This window comes from Cupriavidus sp. 05N40 (assembly GCF_056397305.1).
In genome coordinates, this window is record NZ_JBFTND010000271.1 from 1 (window position 1) to 9719 (window position 9719).

A 9719-nucleotide genomic window follows, 5' to 3' on the forward strand; every position below is an offset into this window, starting at 1 on the left:
GGATGGGTGTACTGCTGTCGGCGAGATGCCAGCCGGCGTGCGGATGCCGGACCTGCAGGGTTTGAAGGCCGTTGCGCAACTGCCCGATCAACTGCGCCAGGTGGTCGCGGCGCTCGCGTCCTTCATGGCCTGCGATCAGCGCCAGGCTGCTCAGGAGCGCATGAACGATGGCCGGCGGCGCAGCCTCGCTGTGGATGTAGGGGCGGGCCACGTTGGCCAGATGCTCCACAATCGTCCGGTGGGCAGCGACAAACGCGCCCGCCACGCCCGCCGCCTTGCCCAGCGTGCCGACATAGATCAGGCGCTCGGAGGTCAGCCCCAGATGCTCCAGGGCACCTCGGCCTCGCTGCCCCAGCACGCCAAAGCCGTGGGCATCGTCCACCACGATCCAGGCGTCGTGGCGCTCGGCCAGTGCCAGCATTTCGGCAAGCGGTGCCATGTCGCCATCCATGCTGAACACGCTGTCGGTCACGATCAGCTTTAGCGGGCTGTTGCAGGCAGCAAGCTGCCTGGCGAGCGCGGTGATATCGCAGTGTGGGTACCTTTTCATCGTGGCGCGAGCCAGCAGCGCGCCATCGATCAGCGAGGCATGGATGAGCTTGTCGCAAAACAGGGTGGCGTCGGCCGTGCCCAGCGCGCTCAGCACGGCCAGGTTGGCCATGTATCCGGTGCAGAAGTAGAGCGCCTGCACCTTGGGAATATTCGGCGCGAACCACCGGGCCAGCTCGCTTTCCAGTTGGTGGTGGGCGAGCGGATGCGCATTGACGCGGGCGGGAGCGCCGCTACCCGCGCCGTAACGCCGGGCCCCCTCCGCGAACGCGGCGATCACCGCCGGGTGGCTTGCCAGCCCGAGGTAGTCGTTGCTGCAAAAACTCAGCAGAAGACGTGCTTCACCGTCTTTGACGCTAACCGTCTGGTGAGGTGCGCAACCGGTGAGCGCGGTGCGGCGGTGGCGCGTCAATGCACCTGCGGCGCGCTCGGCCGCGACCTGGTTCAGTTGGTCAATCAGCAATTGCCGAACTCCTGCAGGTGCGGGTCGCTCCGCGGGTTGCACAGCCAGCGCATCGCAGTGGGCCAGCATGCTGGCAGGTCCGCTAGTGGATGCATTTCCCACATCACCTCCTGTTTCGGTCATCCTCGGCGCGGTCGTCTCACAGGAAGGCCGAGCACTGGCATGAATCGGAGAGGGGATGTTAGTCGGGTCTTCTCATGTTTCGCAAACTGGCGGACAGAGGCGACTTGACGGCGGGATGCTGATAAAAGCAAGACAAAGACGACAAAATCAGCGATCAAGTGGATGATTGTGCTCCGGCAACGCTGTCGTCCCTCGAGTCGGCTGGCGCCTCAGCCCTCCCATCGTCGCAGGAAAACGCAATTAATCGCCAGGCGTCAAACACCCACAACCCGTGGAGCCCGCAAGTGACGGGCCAATAGCGGCAATGAAATGTGGTCGATGCTGACCAAGCTCCGCATCTGCTCCAGCATCAAGTCGGCGGATGATGAGGATCGCGCGAAAGAGCGGGAAGGAATGGTGGCGAGACCCCTCAGGCGCGCGAGTCGTTTGCCGATGAGTGCATGAAGCTGGCAAAGCTCTGGAACGATGAGGCGCTCTCGAGCAGGAGTCCAGGGAACTGAAGGCGGAATTGATCCGCTGGGCGAAGCCCGCCACTGTGTAGTCCCTGCATCGGACTAGCGAGGATGAGGCTGTATTGACGTATCCAGTTCCGCCGTACCGTGCATTGTCCCGGTGGCAATATAGCCTGCAGCCACTCGGGCATCAGGTCGATGCCCCCTGCAAGCGTCCAGGGCTTATCGGCTTTTCGGCAGCAACGGGAAGTTCAGCCGATCAAGCCAACTGTGCAACTCTGCTGCGCGGAAAGATTGGAATTTCCCGCAAAGCGCCAGGAGCAGATCCGATTGTGATGTCCCTAGCATGGCGGCGGCATCCGAGAGCGTCAGCCCGGCGGCCCGAATGCGGTCGGTGATGTCTCTCACAATTCCCGCTTTGAGCGGGATTTCTTCGGCATCCGCGAATCCAAGCTGGACATAAACATTGCTCGTTCCATACTCGAAGCGGAACATCTGGACTTCCTTTTTATCCTGGGCAATCAAGCCCTTACTGCGCCTGCACGACGCAGGCACAGGGCGCGATTATTAGGGTAAGGCGCGGTCAGCACAATCTCGGGGAAACACCAAGACGGTGCAAGGCTGCCCTGTCATCACGGTGACACACTGAAGACGAAGACGAAGACGAAGACGAAGACGAAGACGAAGACGAGGCCTTGGCCCGTCGCAACGTGCGAGTTGTGGCCGCGTGGCGCAGCTAGTGCCGGCACGTCGAAAAAAGCGACGCCATTGTTGACTCCGGTGGTTGCCGCGGGCGTAGAGGCGGCGATTGTGCCAGGATTGCTTTTAGCCATCGCGCTCACCATCCCCCAAAGCGGGTCCAACGCGCTTGCAACGCAGTGCCGCCCGCTACTACCGCGTAGGCCCCGTGCTGTGCCGCTGTCGCGCATGCATGATTCGGCAGCACGCGCAAAAGCGTGCCGAGTGGGAGCATTGGCGTGGCGGTCGGATCCGTGCGGTGGCGGACGATACCATGCTCCTGGTTGGCGTCGATCATCACCAGATCTGACAGCGGCTTGCCGTCGATATCGCAAACCAATCCATAGCCATGGTCGACCGGTTGCTTCGCGGTGCCACGGTCGCGCGACATTGCCATCCAGCCTGCATCGGTGATCAGCCAGCCTTTTTCACGCTGGTGCCCGATCACCGTGCACAAGACCGACAGCGCAATGTCATCTGTGTCGCAGACCCCAATGCCCCGCATCACCAGATCAAAGAATACAAACACCCCTGCCCGTACCTCTGTCACGCCCTCGAGCGAGCGGGCGAAATGAGCGGTCGGCGTACTACCGACGCTAACCACCGGCGCGCGATGGCCGGCGGCGCGCAAACGTTCCGCCGCCCTTACGGCGCCGGCGCGCTCCTGCTCGGCCAGGGCTTCAATCGCCTCGACCGAACGGCAGTTGTACGAGTCGCCTGCATGGGCGAGCACGCCCGCGAGCCAGGCGCCAGTCCCCTCGTCATAGCCCAGTGCGGCAGCGATATCGAGCAACGACGGGTCCTCCGGCTTGACGCCTGAGCGGTGACCGTCGGTGTCGATCTCGATGAGCACCGGCACGTTGAGGGCGCGCTCGCGACACCAGGCCGCGAGCGCGCTGGCCGCCTCCACGTTGTCGAGCAGCAGCGTCAGCTTTGCGCCCCGCCGCACCAGGTCTTCGACATGCGCCAGCTTGGACGGCACGATGCCCACCGCGTACAGGATGTCGCTCCAGCCGTGGTCAAGGAAGTAGCCAGCTTCCTTCAGTGTGGACACGGTGATTGGCGTACCAGCTGCACCGATGCAAGACGTGACGTCGACCGACTTGTTGGTCTTGACGTGTGGCCGCAGCGTGACGCCGGAGGGCGCAAGGCGGTTGCGCAGCCGCGCGATATTGCGTTCCATCTTGGCTCGGTCCAGCACAAGCGCCGGCGTTTCAAGTTYTTGCAAAGTCATGGGAATCCTTTGTTGGGGGCAGCACGCAGCGAGCGGCTGCCCGCTTGCTTAATCCAGTTGCACCTTGTTGGCTTCGAGAAGCGGCCGCAGGCGCCGGAAATCGCGCTCCACAAGCCGGGCTAGATTGGCGGGCGTGTTGTCGGCGCGGGCCGGGAACTCGACACCCACTTCGTGCATCTGGCGCACCAGGGCAGTGTCAGCCAACGCGTCGTTGATTGCCTGATTCAGCCTGGCCACCACAGGAGCAGGGGTGCCCTTGGGAGCAAACAGGCCGTTCCAGGAATGGAAATCGATGCGTGTCTTGCCACTGCTTTGCGCCGTGGCGACCTTGGGCAGCGTGGGCAGAGGCTCCCGCGTCAGCACCGCGATGGCGCGGACACGGCCACTCGCCACCTGCGCGAGTGATGTGGTGGTCTGATCGCAGGTGAAGTCTGTCTCGCCACCCATCAAACCTGCCATCGCCGGCGCCACGCCCTTGTACGGAACGTGCATGGCATTCAGCTTCAGGTCGCCCAGGAGCATCAGGCACGCCAGATGCGAGATGGAACCGATCCCAGCGGTGCCATATGACGTGGTGGCCGGATGTCCCTGAAGGTAGTCGGTGAACTGGTTGAAGTCATTGACTGGCAGATCGCGCTTGACCAGCAGGAGCACGGGCGCGGACCCGACCAGCCCCAGCGGCTCGAAATCCTGACGCGCGTCATACAGCGGCTTGCGATACAGGATCATGTTGGCCGCCTGGGTGCCTATGGTGCCGAAACCGATCGTGTAGCCGTCGGCGGGCGCGCGAGCGAGTTTTTGCATGCCGATCGAGCCGCCTGCGCCCGCAACGTTCTCGACCACGATCGATGTGCCCAGGCCGGATGCCATCCTGGCGGCAACGGCGCGGGCCAGCGCGTCGCTGGGGCCGCCGGCAGGGAACGGCATGATGAGCGTAAGTGGCTTGCTTGGCCACTTTTGCGCCGGCGCGGGCGGTGCAGCGGGCGCAGTGGCAGCAAACGCGGTTGGGACAACGACGGCGCTCAGCGAGCCGACGAGCAGGGCGGTGGCAATGGCGGATTTCATTGGGTCTCCTCGCAAGTAGCGCGCCTCTCAACCCTGCGCTTGGGTTCCGCTGCGCGGCGTTGCGACGAGCTCGAGCACGGGCAGGAGGCTCGGGCCCTGCTGCAACGGTGCCGGCGCGCCGTCGGGCAAAAGCAGCCCTGCGTGGTTGTGCCAGTAGGTGTCGAGCCCTACCGCCGATGTTCCGAACAGATCGAAGCCGGATCCGGCGACGAATAGCGTATTGGCAGCCTCCGCCCCCAATTCCTGCAGCGCCTGTCGATAGGGGCGCGGATCCGGCTTGTAGAAGCCGGCGCGCTCGGACGTCACTATCACGTCCATCGGCACATTGAGGCGCTCGACCGCCAGCCGCCCGAGACGCTCGGAGCAGTTGGTCACAACACCGAGTCCATGCGATGCGCGCAGGGCGTCGAGAACAGCGGCGGCACCGTCCCACAGCGTGAGCTCTGTCCACCGTTCTTCGAGCGCGTCAGCCATGGATGGTGGCAGCCCGGTCTCGATCGCGGCCTCGCGCACTAGCGTCTCGTAGGGGCGGTAGGCGCCGCACGCATAGGTGCGCTTCAGGTAGGCGGCACGCCAGGCCCGGCCTGCCGTCTCGCTGCCCGCGACGCTATTCCACAGGGACCAGGAGTCGAGCAACGCGGTTAGCAGATCGAACAGGACGAAATCGTATTGGCGGGCTTGAGGTGTTTGCAGTGGCTGATGTGTTGGCTGTGTCATGGCGGCGGTCTCCGGGTTTCGAGTCGCCAGTGTAGGTATGCCATGCCCTCATGTGGTTAATGCCATAGAATTTCTTAATTCACCTGAAGGTTAATAATGAAGCTAGACATCGAAGATCTGCGGTTCGTTCTGGCGCTGGATCGCTTAGGAAGCCTGGCCGCATTGGCCCGGGAGGAGAACGTCACCCCACCGGCCGTGACCAAGCGCCTGGGCCAACTGGAGGCGCGCCTGGGTATCCGGCTAGCCCAGCGCACCACACGGCGCCTCCAACTCACGCACGAAGGGCATCTGCTGGCGCAGCACGCCACCGGTGTCCTGGAACAGATGCAGGCGATCGAAGAGGCACTGCAGCAGCGCAGCCAGGCCGTGGCAGGCAAGCTCAAAGTCCACGGGCCGTTTGGCTTTGGGCGCCGCTACCTCGGTCCGCTGTTGGCGCAGTTCCATGGCACGCATCCCAATCTCGAGGTGCAGTTGTACCTGTCGGACAACCTGATGCTGCCGCGCCAGCCGGTGCATGGCCGTGATGCCTTCGACGTGCTGGTCAGCATCGGCGAGATCCCGGATTCGCGTTGGATTGCGCATCGCATTGCGCCGAACCGACGCATCCTGTGCGCGGCGCCCGAATACCTGGCCAAAGTACCGCCATTGGAAACGCCTGCAGATCTCGAACGGCACGCCTGCCTGGTTCTCAGGGAGAACGAGGAGGATGTGACGCTGTGGCGCTTTACCTGCGATGACGGCGCAAAGGACGGCGGAAACAGCCAAAGCCAGAACCCTCGCCATGCGCGATCGCGAGAACAGACAGTGCGGGTGCGCCCAACGATGGAGAGCAACGACGGCGATGTTGTCCATCACTGGTGCCTGACCGGCAAAGGCATCATGGCGCGGTCAGAATGGGATGTGGCCGATGAACTGCTCTCCGGCCGTCTTGTAGCGCTGCTGCCAGCGTACCGGCTGCCCGACGCCGACGTGATGGCGCTGGTGCCGCAGTCGCGCCAGTCATCAATGCGTGCGCGGCTCTTCGTCGAGATGCTGCGCAAAGCCCTGGGGCCAAGGCCGCCGTGGCGTATGACCCGCCGGGGATGATGGGCCGAATCCGACGAGCAGCGCAGCCGAACAAAGGCCATCAGGCCCGCGTGGGCATAGCCACGTGGGCTGCGGAAGTCACCCTTCCCGGCGAGCACCAGCTCGGCTGCCACAAGTGTGACGGTGACTGGGCCGGGGGCAAGCAAGGCTCCTGCGAGATTCCGGGCCCCGCTTGGTTCTCCAGGACTCTTATCCGATCCCGGAAAAATCCCGCCGTCAGCCCCGCATTGACCGCCCGCCGCAGCCAGCCGGGCCGAGGCCTCCCGCCGCTTCCAGTTCTTCCAGGTCAGCCTCTCCTAGCCGCCGCGATCACTTTCGTGCGAGCGGTTTGCCGAAAGTGTGGCCGAGGCGCAAGTCAGGAGGGCAGTGCGCCATAAGTTATAGACAGAAGCGTAATTATGTCTAACGTGTGAGATAAAAATCAATATTAAATACGTATTACGTAGTAATATATTGAAAATTCTCGGACGATTTTTGCCAAACCATGACCGCCAGCCCTGAATCCACGCCGTCCGACGCCGCCTTGCAGGCCACGCTCGCCGCCGACGTGGCCGCCCTGCGCACCCAATTCCCCGAGACCCGCGCGCTCTACCGCGAGGTCTGCGGCCTGCTCTTTTTCCGCTACGGCATCACCCCCACCGCCAACAAGCTCTATCAACTGGTGCGCAAGGGCAGCATGGGCACGCCGACCGAGGTGCTGGCGCAGTTCTGGACCGACCTGCGCGACAAGATGCGCGTGACCATCGACCATCCCGGCCTGCCGGACGCGCTCAAGGCGATCGCCGCCAATGCCGTGCAATCGATCTGGCAGGCCGCCAACGAGGCGGCCACCGGCGAGTTGGCCGCCTTGCGGGCCGAGGCCCGGCTCCAGGCCAGTGAAGCCGAGGCCCAGCGCGACCAAGCGCGCGCCGCGGTGGTGGTGGCCGAACAGGAGACCGCCGCCGTCCAGGCCGACTGTGACGCCGCCCAGCAGGCGCGCGCGGCGCTACAGGGCGAACTGGAGGCCGCGCGCCAGGCTCTCGCGGCTGCCCAGGCGCGTCAGGAGGAAGGCACGCGCCAGCTCGCAGCGCTCGAGCGGCAACTGCAGGAGCTGCGCACCCAATTCTCGACGGAGCTGGAGCACACCCGCGAGCAGGTCGCCGTGGCCCAGGAACGGGCCAGCGCCACCGAACGCCGCGCGCTGCGCGAGATCGACCAGGAACGCACGCTGCGCCAGAAGGGCGAGCAGGTGCTCGCGGACCTGCGCACCGAACTGGCGGCCGTACAGGCGAGGGCGCAGGACGCCGCCGTGGCCGGTGCCGAGGCGCGGGCGCGCTTGCAGGCCGAGCGCGACACGCTCGGCGAGCAACTGGCGCAGGCCCGGCAGGCGCTCGGACAAGGGCAGGCGGCACAGGACGGGCTGCGGGCCGAACTGGAAGCGGCGCTGCGGCGGGCCGAGCGTGCCCAGGCGGAGGCCGCTGCGGCGCGCCATCTGGCGCCGGCCCGGCGTCGGACGCCGGTGGCGCGCACCAAGTTCAAGCCGGGGCCGGCCTGAAGAGAAGAGGGGGCGAGGATTTGTCCACTGCGCCACGGGATAAGCCTGTGGACAAGCCGCGCGAGGACCAGCTATTCGGCGGGCCCCTCGGATCTGATTAATTTTTAAGCGATGGGTGGGCACGTGATGCCCAGTCCCCAATGCGGTGGGTGGCTTGACACCAACGAGCCGCCCGAACAATGCTGAGGCCCAACGGTCTCTAAGACGACCACGCAGGATCCTGCTCCGCAGCTTCCTCCAATCTGTGCACCGAAAATAATGTCGATCGAAATCGAGCGCGCCGAAGCGATTACCTGGATCCGCATCCAGATGGCCCAGCACGGCCTGACCCTGACCCAGTTGCAGGCCGCTGGCTGTTTTCCCGAGCCGCCACCGGCGACGTTGCCTGGCGCGGTGCGCTATCGCAACGCGCACGGGCAGGGCTGGGATGGCCGCGGCGCCATGCCGGACTGGCTGCAGCGGGCGGTCAACGCCGGGCAGAGCGTGGACTGCATGAATTCGACATCGACAGCGAGCGGTTCGGTGTGCAGGATAAGGACGTCTCGGATGAAGGCCTGCGGTCGGAGAAGGGCGTCCGGCTGAACAATGCACTCGGCGCGGTCACTGAATTCGAGTACCGCTATGATTTTGGCGATGACTGGCGGCACCGTGTCATTGTCGAATCAGTTGGCTACCCTGACCTGGCGCTGGCTCTGCCGGCTTGCCTGGCTGGCGAGAACGCTTGCCCTCCGGAAGACGTTGGCGGGCCACACGGTTATGCGCAATTCCTTGCAGCGCTCCGGGACAAGAACCACGAACAGCACAATGACTTCCGGTCGTGGGTTGGCGGCGTATTCGATCCAGTTGGCTTTGATGTGAATGCGGTCAATGCGAGGCTGCGGGCAATTCGGTGACGCCTGCTCACTGACGGGCAAGGGCATAGCTACCCAAGTCTCGAAAGCTTGATCGAGGGTGGGTGGGTGATCGACTGAGGATCATTTGGCCAGCGAGCCCGTCGACCGACAGGCCGAACAGGTCATGCAATGCCCGGGCCTGTCGCGGACCTGCGCACCGAACTGGCGGCCGTGCAGGCGAGGGCGCAAGACCCCGGGCTCTCAGTCCAGGCTGATTCCGTTTGCCTTGGCAATGCCTTGCCAGAGGGACAGGTCGGTACGGACGGTATTGGCAAACTGCTCCGGGCTTTTCAATGGCGGATCGACCAGGTTCAGCTGGACGAACCGGTCACGCAGTTCCGGGGCGGACAGCGTGTTCAGGATCTCCCGATGCACGGCCGCTACTATGCTGGCCGGCGTACCGCGCGGGGCGAACACGCCGTACCAGGCATCCGTATCGAAGCGATAACCTTGTTCGGTCATGGTCGGCAGGTCCGGTAGCGCCGGGCCCCTGTGCGACCCGGTGATGGCGAGGCCGCGCAGCTTTCCGGTCYTGATCAGCGGCACGGAACTGGTCGCGTCGACGAAGGCCACCTTCACCCGCCCGCCCTGCATGTCCTGGTAGATCTGGCCGATCGTCTTGTAGGGCACATGCCGGATGTCGAGTCCCTCCTGCCGCTTCAGGTACTCCATCACAAGCTGTCCGGTGGAGCCCGGACCCCAGGTGGCATAGTCGTACTTGCCGGGATTCGCCTTGACGAGGGCAACGAACTCCTTCAGGTTGTGCGCTGGAAAATCCGGAGAGGCGACCAGATGGATGCCCCCTGAGAAGATCTGCGCCACGGCCACAAAGTCGCGCGTCACATCGAAGGGCAGCTTGTGCAAC

The 9719-nt window shown here is 64.4% G+C and carries 10 protein-coding genes and 1 pseudogene; 4 read left to right on the forward strand and 7 right to left on the reverse strand.

The window, feature by feature from the left end; translation table 11 throughout:
- From AC1DO7_RS37115 to AC1DO7_RS37140, 6 genes are all read right to left on the reverse strand, one after another.
- Window positions 1-1012 (reverse strand): 8-amino-7-oxononanoate synthase (locus tag AC1DO7_RS37115; protein ID WP_477117289.1); only part of this gene is annotated, 1012 nt, incomplete at its 3' end.
- Between the two features lie 797 nt (window positions 1013-1809).
- Window positions 1810-2082, reverse strand: coding sequence for an XRE family transcriptional regulator (locus AC1DO7_RS37120; RefSeq protein ID WP_441621734.1), 273 nt, complete (start codon window positions 2080-2082; stop codon window positions 1810-1812).
- Between the two features lie 137 nt (window positions 2083-2219).
- Window positions 2220-2420, reverse strand: a complete 201-nt coding sequence (locus tag AC1DO7_RS37125) for a hypothetical protein (protein ID WP_477117290.1) — start codon at window positions 2418-2420, stop codon at window positions 2220-2222.
- Window positions 2421-2425: 5 nt separating this feature from the next.
- Window positions 2426-3508, reverse strand: a complete 1083-nt coding sequence (locus AC1DO7_RS37130; protein WP_477117291.1) for an alanine racemase — start codon at window positions 3506-3508, stop codon at window positions 2426-2428.
- Between the two features lie 99 nt (window positions 3509-3607).
- On the reverse strand, window positions 3608-4624 hold the full coding sequence (locus AC1DO7_RS37135) for a tripartite tricarboxylate transporter substrate-binding protein (protein ID WP_441621738.1): 1017 nt from the start codon (window positions 4622-4624) through the stop codon (window positions 3608-3610).
- Window positions 4625-4651: 27 nt separating this feature from the next.
- Window positions 4652-5341: an HAD family hydrolase gene (locus tag AC1DO7_RS37140; RefSeq protein WP_441621740.1), complete on the reverse strand. Its 690-nt coding sequence runs from the start codon at window positions 5339-5341 to the stop codon at window positions 4652-4654.
- A gap of 96 nt (window positions 5342-5437) precedes the next feature.
- On the opposite strand from AC1DO7_RS37140, the gene AC1DO7_RS37145 reads away from it, so the two are divergent.
- From AC1DO7_RS37145 to AC1DO7_RS37160, 4 genes and pseudogenes are all read left to right on the forward strand, one after another.
- On the forward strand, window positions 5438-6427 hold the full coding sequence (locus AC1DO7_RS37145; RefSeq protein WP_441621742.1) for a LysR family transcriptional regulator: 990 nt from the start codon (window positions 5438-5440) through the stop codon (window positions 6425-6427).
- Window positions 6428-6911: 484 nt separating this feature from the next.
- Window positions 6912-7961: a DNA-binding protein gene (locus AC1DO7_RS37150; protein ID WP_441621744.1), complete on the forward strand. Its 1050-nt coding sequence runs from the start codon at window positions 6912-6914 to the stop codon at window positions 7959-7961.
- Between the two features lie 258 nt (window positions 7962-8219).
- Window positions 8220-8450: pseudogene (locus AC1DO7_RS37155) on the forward strand (H-NS histone family protein); the annotation flags it as partial.
- 35 nt (window positions 8451-8485) lie between these two features.
- Window positions 8486-8854: a plasmid pRiA4b ORF-3 family protein gene (locus AC1DO7_RS37160; protein ID WP_477117292.1), complete on the forward strand. Its 369-nt coding sequence runs from the start codon at window positions 8486-8488 to the stop codon at window positions 8852-8854.
- Between the two features lie 201 nt (window positions 8855-9055).
- Here the strand turns inward: AC1DO7_RS37160 and AC1DO7_RS37165 are convergent.
- On the reverse strand, window positions 9056-9719 hold a 664-nt coding region (locus AC1DO7_RS37165), incomplete at its 5' end, for a Bug family tripartite tricarboxylate transporter substrate binding protein (protein ID WP_477117293.1).

Coding starts and splice junctions, on each gene's coding strand:
- AC1DO7_RS37120 (WP_441621734.1), bottom strand. CDS start 2,082: ATGTTCCGCTTCGAGTATGGAACGAGCAATGTTTATGTCCAGCTTGGA.
- AC1DO7_RS37125 (WP_477117290.1), bottom strand. CDS start 2,420: ATGGCTAAAAGCAATCCTGGCACAATCGCCGCCTCTACGCCCGCGGCA.
- AC1DO7_RS37130 (WP_477117291.1), bottom strand. CDS start 3,508: ATGGAACGCAATATCGCGCGGCTGCGCAACCGCCTTGCGCCCTCCGGC.
- AC1DO7_RS37135 (WP_441621738.1), bottom strand. CDS start 4,624: ATGAAATCCGCCATTGCCACCGCCCTGCTCGTCGGCTCGCTGAGCGCC.
- AC1DO7_RS37140 (WP_441621740.1), bottom strand. CDS start 5,341: ATGACACAGCCAACACATCAGCCACTGCAAACACCTCAAGCCCGCCAA.
- AC1DO7_RS37145 (WP_441621742.1), top strand. CDS start 5,438: ATGAAGCTAGACATCGAAGATCTGCGGTTCGTTCTGGCGCTGGATCGC.
- AC1DO7_RS37150 (WP_441621744.1), top strand. CDS start 6,912: ATGACCGCCAGCCCTGAATCCACGCCGTCCGACGCCGCCTTGCAGGCC.